Origin of the sequence: Streptomyces viridochromogenes, from assembly GCF_001270495.1 — a bacterium.
Classification (GTDB): domain Bacteria; phylum Actinomycetota; class Actinomycetes; order Streptomycetales; family Streptomycetaceae; genus Streptomyces; species Streptomyces viridochromogenes_A.
In genome coordinates this window covers 13,711-31,599 of the sequence record NZ_LGUR01000129.1, presented here as the reverse complement: position 1 = coordinate 31,599, position 17,889 = coordinate 13,711, and the positions used below count along the sequence as shown (strand labels likewise).

Below are 17,889 nucleotides of genomic sequence, written 5' to 3'. Positions count from 1 at the left end.
AGAGGGGCCCGGGCGCTCGTCACGGCGGCCGCGTGCGGCGCGCCAACCCGCTGCCCCACCTCTGGCTCGGCGCTTCGACGTAGCGGTACGTCAGCACGCACAGGGGCAGCAGCACCGTGAAGAACGCCACTTCGAGGGCGGGACTGTCCTGCTGCCGCCGGCCGATCGTGCCGTCGATCACCGCCAGCGGCACCGGATGCACCAGGTAGACCGAGTAGCTGATCGTGCCCAGTCCGGTCAGCAGCCGCGGTATGCGCCGGCGGCGTGCCGCCAGACCGGCGCCGAAGGTGAGCACAGCCAGCAGGAAGGCGACGATCCAGCCGCGCCGGGTGAAGTGGTCACCGTCGCCGTACCGGTACGCGCTCCCCACGGCACAGGCCACCACCACGACGGCCGTGCCCGCCGCGCACCCCCAGGTGCTCTGACCGTTCTCGGCGCGGTGGACGGCGGTGCCGAGGAACATCACGGCGAGGATCACCAGGCCCTCCCACAGGGGGACCGTGCCGTTGAACGGGACCAGGACGAGCGCCAGTACCCCGCCCAGGACACCCCCGAACAACCGGAGTACGGGTGACCTCGCGCCGGCACAGCAGAGGGCGACCGCCATGGCGACCGAGGCGACCGCGATCAGCGGGCCGGTGCCGACCACGCCGGACAGGGCGGAGGCCGGCAGCGCGACCCCGGCCGTCACGCCCACCGCGGCGAGCACGGCCAGGAGGACGGCGACCACCGCGGACCGCTGGTGCAGACGGACCGTGAAGAGAGCGACGACGAGCAGGTAGAAGGACATCTCGTACGAGAGCGTCCACAGGATGAGAAGGAGATTGGGGGTCCCCAGCAGCTCCTGGAGCATGGTGGCGTGGGCGACGACCACGGTGGCGGCGCTCTGCCCACCGAAGTCACGCATCTCCGCGATGCCCAGGAGGTGGAGGGCGAGGAGCACGGTGACGACCGCCGCCCACAGCGGGTACACCCGGAAGAGCCGTCCGATCCAGAACGTCCGGACGCAGCCCCGGCGCTCCAGGGACGCGGGGATGATGTAGCCGCTGACCAGGAAGAACACCATGATGCCGTAGCGGCTGGTGTTGAACTGCGGCATCAACTCCCGCCGGAAGTCCGCCATGAAGGTGTACGACGAGTGGTCGAACACCACGACGAGCGCGGCGATGCCGCGTAACGCGTCCAGCCAGCCCAGCCGTGCGGCGGGGACGAGGGGTGGGGATTGCATTCACCGAGTTCAGCGGCCGGGGCATTGTTCGGCAGTACCGTTTCGGCGGTCGAACAATGACCGGCTGGGCAACGACCGGTCGAACGACGACCGGGGTGCGCTGATGCCGGGGCGGGCCGGAGGGGTGAGGGTGTGGCGGGGCGTCGTGAGGGGCCGGTGGATCCGGCGGCGGGGCCGGTGCAGCGGTTCGCGTTCGAGTTACGCAAGCTGCGGGCACAGGCGGGCGGGGTCACCTACCGGTCGCTGGCCCGGAGGGCGGGCTACTCGGTGACCACGCTGTCGCAGGCGGCGGCCGGCGAGCGGTTGCCGACGCTGCCGGTGGCCCTGGCCTATGCGCGGGCATGCGGCGGGGACCCGGCGGAATGGGAGGCCCGGTGGCAGGAGGCGCTGGCGGAGTCCGCCGGTGACGGCGCCACCAACGACGACGGATCAGTCCCGCCGTACCGGGGGCTGGCGCGGTTCGAGACCGGTGACAGTGCCCTGTTCTTCGGCCGGGAACAGCTCACCGCCGACCTGGTCGACCTGCTGCGCCGCCGGCGGTTCGCGGCGGTCTTCGGCCCTTCCGGCAGCGGCAAGTCCTCCCTGCTGCGGGCCGGCCTGATACCCGTCCTGCGGCAGGCTCGGGAGCCGGATCCGCGTCCTGCCGCGATCCGGATCCTGACCCCGGGCGAACGCCCCGCCCGCACCCATGCGCCCCTGCTCACACCCGCGGTTCCCGGGGACGGCGGCGCCGGGGCGGACACCCTCGTGATCGTCGACCAGTTCGAGGAGGTCTTCACCCTCTGCCACGATGCCGCCGAACGGGCCCGCTTCATCGACCTGCTGCTGGCCGCCCGGGAGCCCGAGAGCCGCTTACGGGTGCTGTTGGCGGTGCGCGGCGACTTCTACGGCCGCTGCGCCGAGCACCGCGACCTGGCCGACGGACTGCGCGACGCCAACCTGCTGGCCGGTGCGATGAGCCCGGCGGAACTGCGCGACGCCGTCGTCAAGCCGGCCACGGCCGCCGGACTGGCCGTGGAACGCGCGCTCACCGCCCGGCTGGTCGAGGAGGTCGCCGACGCGCCGGGCGGGCTGCCGCTGTTGTCCCACGCGTTGCTGGAGACCTGGCGTCTGCGCCGCGGCAAGACCCTGACCCTGGCGGGCTACGAGGCGGCCGGACGCCTGGACGGCGCGATCGCCAAGACCGCCGAGAAGGTCTACGGCCGCTTCACCGAAGGCCAGGCGGCTGCCGCCCGCCGGGTGTTGCTGCGCCTGATCGCCCCCGGCGACGGCACCCCCGACACCCGCCGTTCCGTCGAGCGCGCGGAACTGCCCGGCAGCGGCCGGGAGGACACCGCCCATGTGCTGGAGGCACTCGCCGGGGCACGGCTGCTCACCCTGGACGGCGACACGGTCGAGCTGGCCCACGAGGCCCTGATCACGGCCTGGCCCCGGTTGCGCGGGTGGATCGAGGAGGACCGCGAACGCCTGCGTGTGCACCGGAACCTGACCGAGGCGGCCCACGCCTGGCAGGAACTGGGCCGTGAACAGGGCGCGTTGTACCGGGGGAGCCGGCTCGCCGTCGCGCGGGAACACTTCGGCGGCGCACGGCGCGAGGACCTGACCGAAGTGGAGCGTGCCTTCCTCGACGCGGGCCGTGACCACGAGCGGAAGGGCCGCCGCCGGTACCGGCTGGTGCTCACCGCGGTCACCGCCGCCCTGTGCCTCGCCCTCGTCGCCGCCGGCCTCGCCGTACGGCAGTGGCAGAGCGCGGTCACCGCCCAGCACCTGGCCGAGTCGCGCCAACTGGCCGCCCAGTCCGGCGCGTTGCTGGACTCCGATCCCGACCGCGCCGCACTGCTCGCCGTCCGCGCCTACCGCACCAGCCCGACCCGTGAGGCCACCGCCGCCCTTTACACCGCCGCCGCGCTGCCGCTGCGCGAGCGCCTGGCCGGCGGCACCGAACCCGTGTCCTCCCTCGCCCTCAGCCCGGACGGTCACACCCTCGCCGGCCAGAGCGCGGACGGCACCGTGCGGATCTGGAACCTGCCGGAAGGCGAGCTCCGACGTACGTTCTCCACCGGCCGCGACACCGTCGGCGACGTCATGGCGTTCAGCCCCGACGGACGCACCCTCGCTGTCACCTCCGCCGGTGGCACCGGCGTACTGCTGGGCCTGTGGGATCCGGCCACCGGCAGGAAGACCAGAACCCTCGCCGTGCCCGACGGCGCGGTACGCGGCATGGACTTCAGCCCTGACGGCCGTACGGTGGCCGCCTCGTCCCCGACGGCCGTACGGGTGTGGGACGTGGGCACCGGCCGCGAGCGGCGCAGCTTCACCGGCCACTCCGACCCGCAGGCGGTCGCCTTCGGCCCTGACGGACGGACCGTCGCAGCGGTGGGCCTCAACGGACGGCTGCGGGTGTGGGACATGGCCACCGGCCGCGCCCGGACCGTCCGCGACGGCCGGATCGAGGGCCGGGCGACGGCCTTCAGTCCTGACGGCCGGACCTACGCGGTGGTTCCCACCGAAGGGGTGGTGCAACTGCGGGAGGTGGCCACCGGCGGCGTCCGGCGCACCATCAAGGACGTCGCCGTCGGGATGAACGGGATGGCCTTCGCCCCGGACGGGCGGACCCTCGCCGTCCCGGGCCCGGGGGACAGGGTGCGGCTGTGGGACACCGCCTCGGGCGCGGCGCGGGGAACCGTGACCGCCGGTCATCGGGGACGTGGCGCCATGCACGTGGCCCTCGGCGCGGGCGGCCGCACCCTCGTCACCAGCAGCAATCGGGACCCCGCCATCCGCGTCCACGGCCTGCCCGCGGAACAGCCGCGGACCACGCTTCCGGGCCGGGCCGGCACGTCCGTCACCGACATGGCCTTCAGCCCGGACGGACACACGGTGGCCACGGTCAGCCAAGGGGAGCTGCCCGGCCGCGGGGCGGTACAGCTCTGCAATGCCAGGACCGGCGATCACGAAGCCACACTGGCGCTCCCGGGCTCCCGCCTCGGGGCCGTGGGGTTCGGCCCGGCGGGACGCGCCCTGGCCGCCAGGGTCGTCGACAACGCCGCCACGAAGAACTCGGCCATCAAGAACTCGGCCATCAGGCACAGGCTGTGGGCGAGGGTGATCGAGGTCCGGGATCTCGCCACGGGCCGCCTTCGCCAAAGCCGTGCCCTGGGCGCCCTCGACACGGCGGTCTTCAGCCCCGACGGGAGGCGGGTCGCCGTCGTCGACTGGGAGCAATCGGTGCGGATCTGGCACCTTTCCACCGGCGCACTGCACACCGTCCGCACCGGCCGCGACCGACCCGTCAGGGCGATGGCGTTCACCCCGGACGGCCGCACACTCGCCGTCGTGAGCATCGAGGCCGACGACGACCGGGTCACGCTGCTCGACGCCGCGACCGGGCGCACACAGCGCACCATCAGGTCGGGCGCCGGGAGCCCGCTGTCCCTCGCGTTCAGCCCGGACGGGCACACGCTGGCCACCGCGAGCGGCAGATCCGTGAAGACGTGGAACGCGGGCACCGGTCGCCTCTTGGACAGCTTCAGTGTCTCCGGTGCGGCGGGGCCCCTGACGGCGCCGTCCTTCAGCCCCGACGGACACACCCTCGCCATCGGCACCGCCAGAGGAGTCGAACTGCGGGATCTCGCGACCGGCCGGCCCCGCATGTCCTTGCCGACCCGCTCGCACCCGGCAGTGGCGTTCAGCCCGGACGGACACACCCTGGCCGTCGGCACGGGCAGCTCGGTCGCGTTGTGGACCATCGACCTGCCCGACCCGTCCGACGCGATCCGCAGCATCTGCGGGGCCCTTGACGCCGGTCTCGGCCCGCTTAAGGGGCCCTGCGGGGCGGGCGGGTAGCGTGCGGCGCTGCCGACATGATCCGAACGGCAGCCCCTGGCGGTGACCTCGCCGGCGTCGGCTTCAGCGGCCTTCTGTCCGCGCCGGTTCCCAGACCGAGCAGTCGTGGGCGAAGAGCACGCGTCGTGGGTCGAAGTCGGCGAGTCGGTCCAGCCAGTCCGGGTAGGGAGGAAGTGGCTGCTCCACGCCGTGAAGTGTCGCGTGGCGGGCCAGTTGCTCGGACGCGAAGTGGGAAGCGAAGTCGTGTGCCTGGCCGGCGAGAACCACTGTGCCGTCGTTCTGCCGGAGGACCAGCGACTGGTGCCCTTGGGTGTGCCCGGGCGTTGGAATGATCCAGATTCCCGGCCAGACCTCGCTTTCGCCGGCGACTTCCTCGTAGGTTGCGCCGGGGAAGTCGATCAGTTCGTCGAAGGTGTGGTCGCCCCGACGAGCGGTGGCCAGTTCGACGTCCTGAACCACGATGGGCCTGCCGCCCAGGAGGGGGTTGCCGCCGCAGTGGTCGAAGTGCAGGTGGCAGTTCACGACCATGGAGATGTCATCAAGGGCGACTCCGGACGCGGACAGGGCGTCCTGTAACGCGCGGCGTCGGGGCCGGTAGTGCGCTTCGGTTTCGGGGTCTGCTTCGCCGATGCCGGTATCGAAGAGGACCAACCCGTTGTCGTGTCGCACCAGGTAGGCAAGGACAGGTTCGACTCGTGGCTGTGCGCCACCGGTCTCCGGTGCAGGCCGGATGAAGTACCCGAGATCGAGTCGACGCACCGCCATGCTCTTCCCCATGCGGCCATCGTGGCAGGTCGCCGTATGACATCCAGCCGGTCTGCCGACAGCAGAACCAGGGCGTCCTGGCGAACACCGGTGACGGTCGGGCCGTAGCTCGTCGGAGCCGCCGGTAGCGGCGCCGAGCGCGGATGACGTCAGGGGTTCGGGCCAGGTCGAGCTGCCGCTCGGGTGTCCTGTCTCGGATAAGTCCGGGCATCGTGTTGCGCTGACCTGCGGTGTCCGGACTTGAGTGAGACGGGATTCGACGGTGCGTCTCACTCAAGTCCGGGCAGAGAGCCGCGGTCTCGCAGGTCCGTCGGAGTGCTCTCGCCGGGGCTGTGGTGGGCTCAGGCGTCGGCAGTGGTGGCGTCGAGGGCGGCCGGGTCGAAGCCGGCCTCGGTCAGGACGTCGGCGGCAACTCCGCGGCCGACCTGGGCGAGGCCGATGAGCAGGTCGTCGCAGTCGATGTGGTCGGAGCCGTTCTGTTCGGATCTTGCCTCGGCGATGGCGATGGCCTTGCGGGAGTAGGGCGTCCAGGCGATGCGTTCGGCTGCCTGGGAGGCGCCCATGCTCAGCCTGGTGCCGACGGACCGGTGGATCGTCTCCGGCGACACACCGGCGGCCTGCAGGAGCCGGGTGGCGCTGTTGTCCTCCGCGGTCAGTCCCCAGAGCAGGTGCTCGGTTCCGATGTAGTTGTTGCGGTGGTGCACCGCTGCCTGCTTGACGTGGACCATCGCCTGTCGGAGGTCGTCGGTCATCGTGTCGGGGCTGTAGCGCTTGTGCGGCGCGTGGAAGCGCTGCTGCACCGCCTGTCGGGTCACGCCCAAGGCAGCGCCGATGTCGGTCCATGAGGAGCCGTGCATCCGGCAGTGCTCGACGTAGTCCTCGACCAAATCGTCTGCCAGTGCCTGCATCTGGCCTGCGAGTTGGGCGGCGACGGTCAGCAGAGCGAGCCAGTCGGGCTGTTCTTGTCCGCCGGGGCGGTGTGCGGTGTCGCAGCGCCGGTCGACTTCCGCGATGAGATCGTCCAGGTCTGGAAGAGCCATGAGGCAAGTACGCCTTGACAGTTTGGAATTGTCAAGGCGTACTTGCCTCATGCTGATGGTGGGCGACGATCACCTTGAGTTCGGCAGCTTCTATGGATCGCTCGATGCGCAGGGCGGTTCGTATCAGCTCAGTGAGGAACCATTGCCTGGCCGTGGTGCGAAGCGCACTCTCCTGGGGAAGACGCCTGTTGAACTCTGCCCTGAACAGCTCAAATCTCTCGCGGAAGAGTGCGAGGCTGCGCCAGTGCGGGGACGCATAGAGCGACATGGCCTCAACGATCTCCGGATAGACCGCGGCGTATCGCTGTGGTTCCCAAGGACGGACCTGGCGGTCGTTCGGGGACAGCCTGCGGAGTCGTTCGGCTCGATCGCTCAGGCGGTAACCCCGCTGGAACAGGCTGTGCCAGAACGCGGAACAGTGTTCGTAGCAGGCGGCGATGGTGGCTGGTCCGCGGCGGCGGAGCAGCCGGTAGTGCCGTCGCTGAGCCTGGACGACCTCAGGCAGGTCGGTGAGGTCCAGTTGGCGGGCGGTGTTTTCGACTGCCCGGCCGATCCAGAGACGGTGGGGGATGCAGACTTGGTCGTGGTGTTTCGACATCCAGACCATGACGTCCTGTTGCGGGTTGCCGGTCCTGCGGGCGACGCAGCGGCGGCATGCCCAACGAGGAGTGAGTGCGAGAGGCCCGTTCGAGACGTTCCACGATTTGTTCTCCCAGCGCGGGATGGCGTACTGGAACACGGTGCGGGGCTGCCCGCTCAGGACGCTGAGCTGGTCGATCGGATCCAGACGGGAGGTCAGCCAGCGGGACGGCTGCCGCAGACGCTGAACGGGGATCGCGTTCGCCGTGGCCAGTCTGTTCAGGAACGAGGACTCGGTTTCCTGCGGGAACGGCTTGAGGGGCCGTGGCAGCGGGCGGAAGACGACGGGTTCGAACCGCGGGCTCATCAGGCTGCCCTGCGCGGCTCTGGCGGGCCGTCTGATTCGCTGTTGTGGTCGATGCGGATGCTTCGCAGGGCGGCTTTGGTGATGCGTTCGCTGCCGTCGAGGATGGCGGAAATCGCGGCTGCCCGGATCAGATGGGAGAGACTTCCGATCATGCCGCCGGTTCGCTGATGCAGGTATTTCGACTGCTTGACCAGACTGCCCGCTTGGTGCCGGTGCAGGCGGAGGGTGTTCTCCAGGGAGGCGACCAGTGACTGCCACTCGGGGTTAGGGGAAAGGCGCCGGTGCGGACCATGATGCAGCGGCCGGCCAACTGTTTGCCTCGGAGGCCGGTGAACAGCCCGGACTTCTCGACGTTGATGCCGGCATAGACGAATGTCGCGGGCAGGTGCTCGGTGAAGTACTTCAGGTGGTCGGAAAGGTCTTCGCCGGCGGTGGTCGCGTGGTTGAGCAGGTGGATCTCGTCGACCAGGACCAGGTCGGTTCGTGCCTCGATCATCACCTGGCAGACGGCGCTGGTGACGTCCGTGGTGTTGTGCCGCGGGCTGATCACAGGCAGTCCGAGGAACCGGGCGAACTCCAGGGCTAGTTTTCGCGGCGAGCCCTTGGGCGGGGCGGTGATGTAGACGACCGGGATGCGGTCGCTGTCCGGATAACGCTGCCGGACACGGAGTTCGTGGGTGCGGCCGAGTTGTTTGAGCGCGGTGGTCTTCCCGGTCGTCCACTGACCGGAGACGATCATCCCGCGGCGGGCGCCGTGCTCACGCTGGTTGAGCAGGGTCAGTAACCGCCCCTCGTGGGCGATCTCCTTGACCGTGGACGTCCGCACGACCTGGAGTTCGGAGTGATAGGCGATGCGAGCCTCGTCATAGGCATCACGCAGCTGCGGCGACAGCGCCTCCCACTGCTGTTCGGGCAGCAGATCGAGGACGGCCGGGTCGGCTTCGACGAAACGCCGCCAGCCCTCCAGCCGTGTCGAGGGATCAGTCCAACTGTCCTGCGGCCCCTCCCCAGCTGAGTCCTCGACGTTCACCACCATTTCTGGGCCTCCTTGCGTGCATCGAAGATCTCCAGCGGGATCACGTCGGCGAGTTCGTCCTCGTCCGACTCCACCGGCTCGGCAGCGGGCTCTTCAGCCGGTTCGTCAGGGCGGGGCCAGGAAGGTTCGGCGGTCGCCCGGGTGCGGGCGGCTACCTTGCGATCCCGGCGGCTGCGGCGCGATGTGCCGGGCGGCTTCTGGGGTTTGTCCTCCGGGCCGTCGGCGGCCCGGTCCAGCAGAGCGACGGCGGCCTGGGCGATCTCGTCCTCGGTCGCCGGATCCGTGCCACGTCGGGCCAGGACGCGGCGGGCGTGATCCCAGGCCAACTCGCCCATGGGAGTCGGGGCGGTGCGCAGGTGCCGCCAGACCGCGGTGATCCAGCCGCTGCCGCCGTGGTCGCGTACCCAGATGCGGGAGATGTCGTAGGGGTCGTAGTGGATCTCCCAGCTCCGCCTGGACGGGCCGATGCCGGACGGCTGGCGGCGGAACGGGTCCAACTCGATGCTGTCGTAGGTGCGATGGCCAAGACGGATGCCGTAGGAGTTGATCGCCCGCCGACACCGGGGCAGCAACTCGATGTATTCCTCCGGGCTGAGGGCGACCGGAACGTGTCCGGCCGCGGCGACCAGGGCGGCGTACTTCTCGTTCGGACTCAAGGCCTTGCCGGGCATCAGCGGATCGCGGAGCCCGTCGTGCGGCCGGTTCTGCCAGTGGACGATCCATTCCTGCAGCAGTTCTTGGAGCTGGTGGATCGTCCAGATTGCCTCCGTGGCTGGATGGGCGCCGCGGTGTTCGGTGCTGCGTCCCTTGTGGCCGGGAAGGTGCTGGACGAACATCGTGGCCACCGATTCCAGCGTTCGCTCGACATGCGGCTTGTCGGTCGGGGTATCGGGGTGGGCTGGCTGGAAGGAGATGCCCAGAGACTGGCAGGCCGAGCGGAAGGTGTCGGAGATGTAGGCCTTGCCCCGGTCGCAGACGATCGTCTCCGGCGTGATCACGGGAACGGCCGCCGCCTGGGCGAGCCGTTCGTCGAGCGCCGTGAGCGAGGCGTGCGGCAGCACCGAACGGGACATCCGCAGGGCGTCGGACCAGCCTGGCCGCATGGGTTCCGGCGTCATCGCCCGCGCCAGCAGCAGTGCGGCGTCCACCGCCTTCGTCGAGGGCCGCAGCACCGCCGCGGCCAGCGTGCGGGTGGCGATGTCGACGATGCCGGTGAGTTCGACGGTGTCCACCGTGCCGTCGTGGTGAACGACCAACACATCCAGCGGAGTCGAGTCGATCTCCATCACCTCGCCCGGCCGGGCCGCGGTGAGCTGGCCGAACATGCCGTCCGGCTGCTTGGCCAGCGAGCGGCGGGTGCGGGCCGAGCCCAGCGTGTGCCGCCCGGACGTGACCGGCTTCAGCAGCCGGTAGAACGTTGCCCGCGACGGCAGTTGCACCACTCCGGGCCCGTGTTCGGCTTCCAGGAGGCGTTCCATTCGGCGACGCAGCACCTGCGCGGAAACCGTGGACCGGTCTGTCTGCTCATCCACGACCTTCCGTAAGGCCTCGACCACCCGCCGGTCGGTGCGGCCCGTGCCGTCCGAGACGCTCCGCAGCCGCGGGTCGACCAGGCCCAGCACCCCCTCCCGCTCGAACCGGGCCCGCATGTCTTGCAGCACGGTGAGCGACACCGCCGTCCCCGTCGCCGCCAGCTCCCCAGCCTTCGCCAGTTCCCGCTGCCGCAGGGACCAGACCGCTGGGTCGTACTCGGGTTTCACCGGCCCATGCGGATCGTCCAGTGGCCGGCCGGTGAGCATCTCCACCAGGTGCCGCTGCCACCACTCGGCCCGCTCAACTGCTTTGGCCGGGAGCCCTTCCAGTGCTCCAGCCGGTGGGACCACCGTCCGCACCGAGGCCGGGGTGACCACCTCGAAGCCGTCCGAGGAGAGTAGGTGGGCCAGCATCACCACGCTCGCCGACTGGCCCTCGTCGACCAGCCGGACCGCAGTCCCCGCCAACGCGGCGACCCTGTGCAGCCGCCCATCGAAGCGGACCAGGTCACCCGCTCGCAGCAGTCGCGGACGCGACGGCATCCCCGCCTCCCTCCCGGACCAGGCCGAGCCGGACCCGCGTGTCCGCCGACAGCAGCCCGGTCTCCAAGTCCGCGGTCAGAATCCGGCGCCAGAGCAGGTGGAACAGCACCGGCAGCACCGCGATCTGATCACCCACACTCCGAGCCCCGTCCAGCAGACCGGAACCGTCAGCGAACACGTCCACCAGACGACCGGCGACCTCAGGGCGGTGTACCCGCGGATGCCGGTAGCCGGCCAGCCACCGCACGTTCGCCATCAGCACCGCATCCGGAGCCCCGACGCGTGCGAAGTCCCAGCCCACGGACTGGCAGGCCGCCGCAGTCACTGCGAACTTCACCGCGTCCTGCGGCTCGATCCGCTCATCCGGACGCACATCCACCACCAGGGCCGTGCCATCGGCGCGGCGGACGAAGAAGTCCGGCGTGTGCCGCACCCGCTTCCCGTCCGGCCCAATCCAGGACAGCCGGAAGGGCTGCGATGCCATGCCCGTCACCAGCGGATCGAAGTCGAGCAGCATCAAGCGGTCCCGCTCCAGCCACGACTCGTAGCCCACATGCCCGCCACACGTCGCCGACCAGTACCAGCCGCACCAGTTGCCCTGACCCCGAAACGCCGGAAACCGGCGCTCAGGCCGTACCGACTCGAACCGGACCGACCACAGACGCCCCAGCGGCCCGCGCTCACGGACCCCGCCCGCGCTGACGTACTCCAGCTCGATGTCCTCCGCCGCCACCTCACTCACATCCATCCGGGCCTCCGGGACGACGCCGACCAGCCACAACGACCGTAGGTACAACCAGAGCGGCGTACCCGGAGAAGACCGAGACACCCCACCAAATGCCCGGAGATGACTGAGACGTCAACTCGGATTCCCGGAGATCTCCGAGACTGCCCGGACATCACGGAGACAGGACACGAGCTGCCGCTCGGGGCAGAGGACACGTGGCGTGGCGCACTTTTGCAAGCGGGTGCTTGCAATAGTTAGCGACGGTGAGGCAAGGTGGAGACATGGCATCGCTCAACGTCGGCAATCTCGGCGAATATCTGCGCGAGCAGCGGCGCACCGCGCAGCTGTCGCTGCGGCAACTCGCCGATGCCGCCGGGGTGTCCAATCCGTATCTGAGCCAGATCGAGCGCGGGCTGCGCAAGCCGAGCGCGGAGGTGCTGCAGCAGGTCGCAAAGGCGCTGCGGATCTCCGCCGAGACGCTGTACGTGCGGGCCGGCATCCTCGACGCCGAGCGGGACCGGGACGAGGTGGAGACGCGCGCCGTCATACTCGCCGATCCCACGCTGAACGAGCGGCAGAAGCAGGTGCTGCTCCAGATCTACGAATCCTTCCGCAAGGAGAACGGGTTCGGGATATCCCCCGACGCGGACGAGGCTGCCGAGGCACTCCAGCGGGCGGCCGAGGCCGTCTCGGCGGGCCACGAAACGGTGGACACCGAGCAGAGCGACGGCGCGGCGGACGCGCACGAAAGCGACACCGCCGTACGCCGCAGCCGTACGACCCGCACGAACGGCAAGAAGGGCACCAACGGCACGAACGGCACGGCCGACGGTGGCCGCAAGCCCGCCGCGCGCCGTACGCGCAAGACCAGCAGCACCCGCACGACACGCCCGACCCGCACGACCCGTACGTCCGACGGCAGTGACGCCGACCCGGAGAACCCGATCGACCCGCAACAGTAGGCCGGCTGACCACCAGCTGCCGTACACGACCGTACGCACGACCTCCGTCGGCGCACGGCGTCCGGCCGACCGCGGGACCCAAAACCCTCACCTCAAAGCAACCCGGGAGGACCATCACCATGGCCATCACCGACGACCTGCGTAAGACCCTCAGCGACCCGACCCCGCTCTACTTCGCGGCCGGCACCGCCGACCTGGCCCTTCAGCAGGCCCGGAAGGTGCCCGGCCTGGTGGAGCAGCTGCGCGCCGAGGCGCCGGCCCGGTTCGAGGCCGTTCGCAACACCGACCCGAAGGCCGTCCAGGAGAAGGCCACGGCCCGTGCCAAGGAGGCAGGTGCCAAGGCCAAGGAGGCTCAGGAGAGCTTCCAGAGCAAGGTCAACGACCTCGTCAGCAACCTGGACGCCGACATCAAGAAGCTCGGCACCAACCTGGACGCGGACTTCAAGAAGTTCGGCAGCAACCTCGACGCCGATCTGAAGAAGTTCGGCGAGAGCGCCCAGGACATCGCGCTGCGCACCATCGGCGTCGCCGCCGAGTACGCGGTGAAGGCCCGTGAGACCTACGAGAAGGTCGCCGAGCACGGCGAGCAGGCCGTGAAGACCTGGCGCGGCGAGGCGGCCGAGGAGATCGAGGACCTCGCGATCGCCGTCGAGCCGAAGGCCGAGCCGGTCGAGGTCAAGGAGGACAAGGCGGTCAAGGCGGACAAGGTCGAGGCCAAGCCGGCCGGGACCGCGCCCGCCGCCGAGGCCGCCGCGGCGAAGAAGGCCCCGGCCAAGAAGGCCACGGGCGCGCGCAAGACCACCGCCAAGAAGACGACTCCGCCCGCCAAGTAACGCCAGGCGGCGCCCAAGTAACACGGGCGGGTGAAACGGGATCCTCAGGCACGGGCCGGGCACTTAACGAGTGCTCGGCCCGTTGTTCGGGTAGCGGTCCCGCGGTTGCGGGTACGGTGACCGCGTAGGTACGAGCCGAGCCAGGTGGTGGACGTTGTGCTGATGCAGGGCTTCGCGGGGTTCATGTGGCTGCTGAGCATGGCCCTGATCCTTTTCAGCGGCTTCGCGCTGATCGACGCGGCCATCCGCCGTGAGGACGCCTATCGCGCGGCCGACAAGCAGACCAAGCCGTTCTGGATGATCGTCCTCGGGCTCGCCTTCGTGGTGAACCTGATCTTCAACATCCTGTCGTTCCTGCCGATCATCGGCCTCATCGCGACGATCGTCTACATGGTGGACGTACGCCCCGCGATCAAGGGCCTGCCGGGCGGCGGCCGCAGCAGAAAGGGCTCCAGCAGCGACGGCCCTTACGGCCCCTGGAACGGCGGCCGCTGATCCGCGCCCGTAGGGCAACGCCCTCTTCCAGCGGCGCGGGGCCGTGTCAGTTCGCGGCTCCACCGCAGCACTCGCCCGCCTGCTCCACCGCGTGGGTGTGACCAGCCATAACGAACCCGCAGCTGGCTACGCGGCGCGACCCGCACCGCGTGGTCGCGCTCACAGCGTCCGGTCGAGCAACAACACCGCCACGTCGTCCGCCAACTCGCCCCCATTGAGGTCCCGGACCTCATTGACCGCGGCCCGCAGCAGCGCCTCCCCGCGCAGCCCTTCGGACAGCTGCCGACGGACCATGGACACCATCCCGTCCTGCCCGAGCCGCTCCCGACCGTCACCGACGCGCCCCTCGATCAGGCCGTCGGTGTAGAGCATCAGGGACCACTCCGGCCCCAGCTCCACCTGCATCCTGGGCCACCGAGCCCCGGGCAGCAGCCCGAGCGCGGGCCCGTTGTTGTCGTACGGCAGCAGCCGGGCCGCCCGCCCCGGCCGGGCGAGCAGCGGCGACGGATGGCCCGCCAGGCACAGCCCGGCGCGCCGGCCGTCCGGCGCGATGTCCACCGTGCACAGCGTCGCGAAGATCTCGTCGTCGGCCCGCTCGTGCTCAAGGACCTGCTGCAACGTGCCCAGCAGCTGATCGCCGCACAGCCCCGCCAGCGTCAGCGCGCGCCAGGCGATCCGCAGCTCCACGCCGAGCGCCGCCTCGTCGGGCCCATGGCCGCAGACGTCGCCGATCATGGCGTGTACGGTGCCGTCCGCGGTACGGACGACGTCGTAGAAGTCACCACCCAGCAGCGCACGCGACCTGCCCGGGCGATACCGCGCGGCGAACCGCAGCGACGAGCCCTCCAGCAGCGGCGTCGGCAGCAGACCGCGCTCCAGACGACGGTTCTCCTGGGCCCGCATCCGGCCCTCGGCGAGTCGTCGCTCGGCCGTGTCGGAACGTTTCCGTTCCACGGCGTACCGGATCGCCCGGCTGAGCAGCCGCCCGTCCAGCTCGTCCCGGAAGAGGTAGTCCTGGGCGCCGACGCGCACGGCCTCCGCGGCGCGCTCGGTGTCGCCGGAGGCGGTGAGGGCGAGCACGGCGTGCCGGGGCGCGAGCTCCAGGACGTGCTTGAGTACGCCCAGCTCGTCCTCGTCGTCGGTCCGGCCGGGCGCGGGCAGCGCGAGGTCCACCAGGATGCAGTGGACGTCGTCGGTGAGCAGCCGCTCGGCCTCGGTGAGGTTGCGGGCGGTGCGCACGCGGATCGGCTTGCCGGCCGAGTCGAGCAGCTCGGGCACGATCGCGGAGCCGCCGGGATCGTCCTCGATCAGCAGCAGCGTCAGGTTGGTGTGGGCGGTGTTCTCGACCGTTGCTTCCTTACGCGGGGCCTCTTCCGTGGAGGTGCCGCCTGGGGACGCGGCCTGCGCCTGACCACTCTCCACGGCCGGGATCGCTCTCTGCCGCGGTATGGGTACGGGCATCGTCTGAGTTCCTTCCCTCCCCCCGAGGGCATGGTGGGAACGAGGGTCCTCGATCCACCGACGGGGACCATAGCGGTTGTCGGCGCCGCAACGGAATGGTGTAGAGCACGCCGCATCGACGCTGGCCTCTGTCATATGCCGCGTTCCGTACCGCAGTTGGACACGGCGGGGGACGGTCAGGGATGACGAACGTCACGTCGGTGCTGCGTTTGGGGGCGACAGGGCGTGGGGTGGGTCACGTGGCGGGAGTCACGGCTCACCCGTCACAAGTCACCCTCAACACTCATGCATCGGGTCGAACCACCCCGAGGATCGGCATCGAACCGGCCCCGGCGACCGTCACCGTCCGCCCAGGTCGCGGGGCATGGATGATCGCGCCGTCGCCGACGTACAGGGCGACATGGCTGGCGTCGTCGTTGTAGATGATGAGATCGCCGGGGCGCATGTCCTCGATGTCGATCCGCTTGAGCTGCTTCCACTGCTCCTGCGAGGTCCGCGGAATGCCGTTCCCCGCGCTGGCCCAGGCCTGTGACGTGAGTCCTGAACAGTCGTAGGTCGCCGGGCCCTCGGCGCCCCATTCGTACGGTTTGCCCAGCTGGGCGGTGGCGTACTCGACGGCCTTGCGGCCCTGTTCCGACGCCTTGCCCTTGATGTCCTTCAGGATGCCCGAGTCCAGCCAGGCGGTCTGCGCCTTGTGCGCGGCTTGCGCCTCCAGCTTGGCGAGGCGCTCCTTCTCCTCCTCCTCCAGCTGGGACTCCAGCTTTTCGGCCGCCGCGATCTGCTTCTTGATCTTCTTCTTGGCGGTGGCCTTGGCCTTGCGGCCCGTCTCCAGCTTCTGCCACTGGGCGGAGGCGTCCTTGGCGTACTGCTCCAAGTCCTGCTGGGTGCGGGTCATTTCCGCCAGCAGCCCCTTGGTCGCGCGCTGCCCCTGGAGTACCCGGCCCGTGCCGTCGAGGAATGCCTGCGGGTCGTCGCTGAGCAGCAGATGGGCCTCGTCGGGCAGCCCGCCGGAGCGATACTGGGCGGCGGCCGCGGCGCCCGCGCGCTTCTTCAACTCGGCCAGTTTCTCCTGGCCTTCGACGATCTTCTTCGCCAGCGCGACGATCTCGGAGGACTGCTTCTCGGCCGCCTCCTCGGCGGCGTTGTACTCGTCGGTGGCGACGGCCGCGGCGTGGTAGAGCTTCTCCAGCTTCTTGCGAACGGCCTCAAGGTCCTGGTTGGTCACGGTGGACGAGGAGGCACTCGGGCTAGGGGTGGGGGAAGGTGCCGCGAACGCCGTGCCTGGTGCCGCCAGAACGGTGACCGCGCAGACGACGGTCACGGCCGCTGCGATCAGGCCGTGCTTGCCCGAACCCATACCACTGCCCCCAAACTGATGTCCCGTCAGTAACTTACGAGCTCCGGGGGATCGTGCCACGTCGGCGCGGAAAGTGACAGAGGTCTGCTTCCCCCCTTTCCCTCCCCGTCATGACGATCTCCCCGTCTTTGTGACGAAGAACTCCCGGAGATCGTTCCCCGCAGGTCACCGACTCAGGCCGACGGCGCCAACGCCTCCCACCGCACCGTCACTTCCCCCTGCCGCCACCGCCCCGGCCCGTCCACCACCGGCCAGTCGACGGCAAGCGCCCGCACCGCCCGGATCCACCGCTGACGGGCGCCGTACGACGCGTAGGGCGCGGCAGCCGCCCAGGCGCGGTCGAAGTCACGCAGAAAGGCATGCACCGCCTCACCGGGAACATTGCGATGAATAAGCGCCTTGGGCAGCCGCTCGGCCAGATCCGACGGCCGCTCCAGCGACCCCAACCGAGCGGCAAACGTCACCGTACGAGGCCCCTCCGGCCCCAGCGCGACCCACACATGCCGCCGCCCGATCTCGTCACAGGTCCCCTCGACAAGCAGCCCCCCACGGGCACCGCCCACCGGATCGGCCGGCGCGAGCCGCGCGCACAGCCGCTCCCACACCCCGCCGACCTCGCCCTCCTCGTACTGCCGCAGCACATTGGCCGCCCGCACGAGCAGCGGCCGCTCAGCCACGGGAATCTCAAACCCCCCATGCCGAAACACGAGCCCCTCCCGCTCGTACGGCTTCGCGCCCAGCACCCGCGCCGGTTCGATCTCCACACCGACCACCCGCACCCGGGGCGCGACGGACCGCAGCCGACCGAGCAACTCCACGGCCGTCCAGGGAGCGGCGCCGTACCCGAGATCGACCGCGACGGGATCGGCGGCCCGCCGCAGCTCAGCACCATGCGTATGGGCGATCCAGCGGTCCATCCGGCGCAGCCGATTGGGATTGGTGGTCCCACGCGTGACGGTGCCCACAGGTCGGGCGAAGGCGCGGGAGGTCATGCACAAGAGGGTATGCGCCCGCTCCGACACCCCGTCCCGGCCACCCGCACCGGCGCACCGGCCCGACCCCCGACGCCCAGGCCCCCAACGCACCCCCACCCCGAACAGTTGAGCGACCCCCGGTAA

General features: G+C 70.3%; 15 protein-coding genes. 4 read left to right on the top strand and 11 right to left on the bottom strand.

Annotation, left to right across the window (positions count from 1 at the left end; all coding sequences use genetic code 11):
• Positions 1–19: 19 nt before the first annotated feature.
• Complete coding sequence (locus ADK36_RS14895) at positions 20–1,228, bottom strand: acyltransferase family protein (protein WP_048585411.1); 1,209 nt, start codon at positions 1,226–1,228, stop codon at positions 20–22.
• A 132-nt stretch (positions 1,229–1,360) separates the two neighbouring features.
• On the opposite strand from ADK36_RS14895, the gene ADK36_RS14890 reads away from it, so the two are divergent.
• A complete protein-coding gene (locus ADK36_RS14890) occupies positions 1,361–5,074 on the top strand; it encodes a helix-turn-helix domain-containing protein (protein WP_053197855.1) in 3,714 nt (1,237 codons plus the stop codon).
• A gap of 63 nt (positions 5,075–5,137) precedes the next feature.
• On the opposite strand, the gene ADK36_RS14885 is transcribed toward ADK36_RS14890, so the two are convergent.
• The 7 genes from ADK36_RS14885 to ADK36_RS14860 all read right to left on the bottom strand — a co-directional run bounded on the left by ADK36_RS14885 (position 5,138) and on the right by ADK36_RS14860 (position 11,684).
• Positions 5,138–5,851, bottom strand: coding sequence for an N-acyl homoserine lactonase family protein (locus ADK36_RS14885; protein ID WP_053197853.1), 714 nt, complete (start codon positions 5,849–5,851; stop codon positions 5,138–5,140).
• 329 nt (positions 5,852–6,180) lie between these two features.
• Complete coding sequence (locus tag ADK36_RS14880) at positions 6,181–6,879, bottom strand: Clp protease N-terminal domain-containing protein (protein WP_234329767.1); 699 nt, start codon at positions 6,877–6,879, stop codon at positions 6,181–6,183.
• Between the two features lie 31 nt (positions 6,880–6,910).
• Positions 6,911–7,825: a hypothetical protein gene (locus tag ADK36_RS14875; protein WP_048585414.1), complete on the bottom strand. Its 915-nt coding sequence runs from the start codon at positions 7,823–7,825 to the stop codon at positions 6,911–6,913.
• Positions 7,825–7,977: a hypothetical protein gene (locus tag ADK36_RS51220; protein ID WP_338060782.1), complete on the bottom strand. Its 153-nt coding sequence runs from the start codon at positions 7,975–7,977 to the stop codon at positions 7,825–7,827. Before ADK36_RS51220 ends, ADK36_RS14875 begins: the two co-directional genes overlap by 1 nt.
• Positions 7,974–8,861, bottom strand: coding sequence for a TniB family NTP-binding protein (locus ADK36_RS14870; protein WP_338060781.1), 888 nt, complete (start codon positions 8,859–8,861; stop codon positions 7,974–7,976). The genes ADK36_RS51220 and ADK36_RS14870 overlap by 4 nt, the downstream gene beginning before the upstream one ends.
• The gene (locus ADK36_RS14865) at positions 8,852–10,936 is read right to left on the bottom strand and encodes a Mu transposase C-terminal domain-containing protein (protein ID WP_078942740.1); all 2,085 of its coding nucleotides are present in this window, start codon (positions 10,934–10,936) and stop codon (positions 8,852–8,854) included. The genes ADK36_RS14870 and ADK36_RS14865 overlap by 10 nt, the downstream gene beginning before the upstream one ends.
• Positions 10,902–11,684, bottom strand: a complete 783-nt coding sequence (locus tag ADK36_RS14860; protein WP_053197852.1) for a TnsA-like heteromeric transposase endonuclease subunit — start codon at positions 11,682–11,684, stop codon at positions 10,902–10,904. The genes ADK36_RS14865 and ADK36_RS14860 overlap by 35 nt, the downstream gene beginning before the upstream one ends.
• Before the next feature lie 260 nt (positions 11,685–11,944).
• Between ADK36_RS14860 and ADK36_RS14855 the strand changes: the two genes are divergently transcribed.
• The 3 genes from ADK36_RS14855 (at position 11,945) to ADK36_RS14845 (ending at position 13,953) form a co-directional block, all read left to right on the top strand.
• Positions 11,945–12,625, top strand: coding sequence for a helix-turn-helix domain-containing protein (locus tag ADK36_RS14855; protein ID WP_053197851.1), 681 nt, complete (start codon positions 11,945–11,947; stop codon positions 12,623–12,625).
• 119 nt (positions 12,626–12,744) lie between these two features.
• Complete coding sequence (locus ADK36_RS14850; RefSeq protein WP_048585417.1) at positions 12,745–13,458, top strand: hypothetical protein; 714 nt, start codon at positions 12,745–12,747, stop codon at positions 13,456–13,458.
• A gap of 162 nt (positions 13,459–13,620) precedes the next feature.
• On the top strand, positions 13,621–13,953 hold the full coding sequence (locus tag ADK36_RS14845) for a DUF2516 family protein (protein WP_030052179.1): 333 nt from the start codon (positions 13,621–13,623) through the stop codon (positions 13,951–13,953).
• Positions 13,954–14,112: 159 nt separating this feature from the next.
• Here ADK36_RS14845 and ADK36_RS14840 read toward each other — a convergent pair whose 3' ends face one another.
• The 3 genes from ADK36_RS14840 to ADK36_RS14830 form a co-directional block, all read right to left on the bottom strand.
• Positions 14,113–15,414 carry a PP2C family protein-serine/threonine phosphatase gene (locus ADK36_RS14840; protein WP_048585418.1) on the bottom strand — a complete coding sequence of 434 codons (1,302 nt, stop codon included), beginning with the start codon at positions 15,412–15,414 and terminating at the stop codon, positions 14,113–14,115.
• A 283-nt stretch (positions 15,415–15,697) separates the two neighbouring features.
• Entirely contained in the window at positions 15,698–16,771 is a 1,074-nt protein-coding gene (locus ADK36_RS14835; RefSeq protein WP_053197849.1) for a C40 family peptidase, read from the bottom strand.
• A gap of 173 nt (positions 16,772–16,944) precedes the next feature.
• Entirely contained in the window at positions 16,945–17,763 is an 819-nt protein-coding gene (locus tag ADK36_RS14830; protein ID WP_199830179.1) for a class I SAM-dependent methyltransferase, read from the bottom strand.
• Between the last annotated feature and the right edge of the window lie 126 nt (positions 17,764–17,889).

What these genes read in the sequence shown, in the direction of transcription:
- ADK36_RS14895 (WP_048585411.1), bottom strand. Translation starts at nt 1,228, where the DNA reads ATGCAATCCCCACCCCTCGTCCCCGCCGCACGGCTGGGCTGGCTGGAC.
- ADK36_RS14885 (WP_053197853.1), bottom strand. Translation starts at nt 5,851, where the DNA reads ATGGGGAAGAGCATGGCGGTGCGTCGACTCGATCTCGGGTACTTCATC.
- ADK36_RS14880 (WP_234329767.1), bottom strand. Translation starts at nt 6,879, where the DNA reads ATGGCTCTTCCAGACCTGGACGATCTCATCGCGGAAGTCGACCGGCGC.
- ADK36_RS14875 (WP_048585414.1), bottom strand. Translation starts at nt 7,825, where the DNA reads ATGAGCCCGCGGTTCGAACCCGTCGTCTTCCGCCCGCTGCCACGGCCC.
- ADK36_RS51220 (WP_338060782.1), bottom strand. Translation starts at nt 7,977, where the DNA reads ATGATCGGAAGTCTCTCCCATCTGATCCGGGCAGCCGCGATTTCCGCC.
- ADK36_RS14870 (WP_338060781.1), bottom strand. Translation starts at nt 8,861, where the DNA reads ATGGTGGTGAACGTCGAGGACTCAGCTGGGGAGGGGCCGCAGGACAGT.
- ADK36_RS14865 (WP_078942740.1), bottom strand. Translation starts at nt 10,936, where the DNA reads ATGCCGTCGCGTCCGCGACTGCTGCGAGCGGGTGACCTGGTCCGCTTC.
- ADK36_RS14860 (WP_053197852.1), bottom strand. Translation starts at nt 11,684, where the DNA reads ATGGATGTGAGTGAGGTGGCGGCGGAGGACATCGAGCTGGAGTACGTC.
- ADK36_RS14855 (WP_053197851.1), top strand. Translation starts at nt 11,945, where the DNA reads ATGGCATCGCTCAACGTCGGCAATCTCGGCGAATATCTGCGCGAGCAG.
- ADK36_RS14850 (WP_048585417.1), top strand. Translation starts at nt 12,745, where the DNA reads ATGGCCATCACCGACGACCTGCGTAAGACCCTCAGCGACCCGACCCCG.
- ADK36_RS14845 (WP_030052179.1), top strand. Translation starts at nt 13,621, where the DNA reads ATGCAGGGCTTCGCGGGGTTCATGTGGCTGCTGAGCATGGCCCTGATC.
- ADK36_RS14840 (WP_048585418.1), bottom strand. Translation starts at nt 15,414, where the DNA reads ATGCCCGTACCCATACCGCGGCAGAGAGCGATCCCGGCCGTGGAGAGT.
- ADK36_RS14835 (WP_053197849.1), bottom strand. Translation starts at nt 16,771, where the DNA reads ATGGGTTCGGGCAAGCACGGCCTGATCGCAGCGGCCGTGACCGTCGTC.
- ADK36_RS14830 (WP_199830179.1), bottom strand. Translation starts at nt 17,763, where the DNA reads ATGACCTCCCGCGCCTTCGCCCGACCTGTGGGCACCGTCACGCGTGGG.